This window comes from Agrobacterium sp. K11 (assembly GCF_059429395.1).
In genome coordinates this window covers 1-2,164 of the sequence record NZ_JCAHRB010000038.1, presented here as the reverse complement: position 1 = coordinate 2,164, position 2,164 = coordinate 1, and the positions used below count along the sequence as shown (strand labels likewise).

Below are 2,164 nucleotides of genomic sequence, written 5' to 3'. Positions count from 1 at the left end.
TTGAAATCATTGGCATGTCGCACTTGAAAATAGAATGTACCCGGCTACATACGGTGTGGCGGCAAGGTTGAAATGTCGCGAATCGTGCAAAGTTAAAATGTCATCTGTCGCTCTGCCAGCCAGTTAGAAATGCGACACTGGCTCAAACAATCAGCCCCCGACCGGACCGGCTGGGCCGGGTTGCAAGGGTAGGGAGGGGGCGGGTGATGGAACACACCCTTCGGCTTTAGCTTTCTCAATCGAAACCACTGCTTTGCGCCAACTGCGGTCATTGCGTAGGTAGGAGTTCAAGACCGTTTGGCAATGAAATCCAGATGACGGTCTGAGCCTCTGGCGAGTGTCGCGAGAGATGGCCTTTTCCGTGCGTGTCCTCCACCAGCACGAAGCTGCCCGCAGAAACGCGGCGCACCTCACCATCGCTAGTCTCGTATTCCACAGAACCATTAAGTCTTACCGTCAGCACAGGCTCTGGCACCTTATGCCACGCGACTTCTCGCATCCCTGCGGGAATATGCGTGATGCGCACACGAGAGGCTGGGTAACTCGCTGTGACATCGAAAGGAACGGCATCTGGATGAACTTGCAGTTTGGTCGTTGGCAAATCGATTTCATCGAAATGAGACTCGCCATCCGTTGAGGAATAGATGCGCAGGCACTTCATTGATGTTTCCTTGTGAGAGAAGAAATGGGCGTGGTAACGAATGCGGCCTTCACTCAGCCGCATCCATTTGAGCAAGAGCCTTTTGCCGTCTCGCAATGACGTCCGGATCATTCATGAAATCCGTGCGCGGACCGGGTTTGCGGCCTCTCGGCTTGTAGCCGATCTTCTCACTGTTGGTCTTTGGCGCAGCTGCATGGTCTCGATCTTGCTGCTCTTTGATGTAGGCCAGTACTTCGCCGAGACGCTTGTTCTCGACCACAGCCGCATGGGTCACGCGCTGGTCCTTGTCGAAGATCTTGTAAGGCAACGAGTGACCTTTCCATCGAATATCCAGTCGACCATCAACGTAAGCGAATGTCTCGACATACTTTCCAACCAGGCCGCGCGTGACGTCGTTCTCCTCAAGCATGATGCGTTTGCGCTCATAGGAGAATGAAAGCTGTGCGCCGACGTGTCTTTGCTCGCGTTTGCAAAGCACGTCATTCAGCCTGCTTGGCGCCAGATTGACAGGCCGATGGAGGTTGTCGGGGCGGGTAGGGGTCACCGCAAAGCGGTCATTGTATCGCTCGATGAAGGCTGGCACAAACGCATTGCCGGTCTCCATGTCACTGATATTGGCAAGCCTCAATTCCTTGACCAGCCGATCCTGCAATGTCCTGTTCATACGCTCGACGCGTCCCTTGGCCTGGCTGGAATTGGCGCAAAGGATCTCGATGTGCAGCTCCGATAGCGCGCGACCAAACTGCGTCATGCCTTGCCCGCCCTTGGCGTCTTTCCGGGCGACACGAAAAACGGAATGTTTGTCGGAGTAAAAGGCGATAGGTGCGCCATGCTCTTCAAGGTAAAGCGAAAGCGCCTCGAAATAGGTAAAAGCGCTCTCCGATCGAACAAACCGCAACTGCATCAGCTTTCCGGTCGCATCGTCGACGAAGACCAGCAGAGAGCACGCAGGGCCACGGTCCTCAAACCAGCGGTGCTCGGAGCCGTCGATCTGCACCAGTTCACCATAAGCCTCGCGCCGCAACCGCGGCTGATGAAACGCCCGCCGCTGTTTTCTCGAAAGCCATATGCCAGCATCCTGCATCCACTTACGCAGCGTCTCACGCGAGACTGTGACGCCATGCTCTTCCTGAAGCTTCTCGGCCGCCAGCGTTGGCCCGAAATCAAGGTAGCGTTCGCGCACCAGCATCAAAACGTAATCACGGACGCCGGTCGCGATTTTATTGTTCGACGGGCGACCGATTGACTTGTGTCTGATCGAGGCAGCGCCGGTAGCCTCAATACGACCAATCAGCCTCTGAACATGCCGGGCGCTGATTGCCAGTACATGCGCCGCTGCGACGATGGTCATGCGGCCATCAACGACTTTCGACAAAATCTCGATCCGCTGCAAATCGCGCTCGCTCATCGTGATCAGTCCCATCCGCAATCTCCCCGGTATCATTCAGATCCGGGGAGTGTGACATTCCAACTTTGCAGAAACAGGACACTTTAACTTTGCGG

2 protein-coding genes are annotated in these 2,164 nt (G+C 55.5%); both read right to left on the bottom strand.

The window, feature by feature from the left end; all coding sequences use genetic code 11:
* Positions 1-268: 268 nt before the first annotated feature.
* Positions 269-661, bottom strand: a complete 393-nt coding sequence (locus AC5SEO_RS26820; protein WP_111799685.1) for a cupin domain-containing protein — start codon at positions 659-661, stop codon at positions 269-271.
* Between the two features lie 49 nt (positions 662-710).
* Entirely contained in the window at positions 711-2,084 is a 1,374-nt protein-coding gene (locus AC5SEO_RS26815; RefSeq protein ID WP_495364204.1) for an ISNCY family transposase, read from the bottom strand.
* Positions 2,085-2,164: the final 80 nt, after the last annotated feature.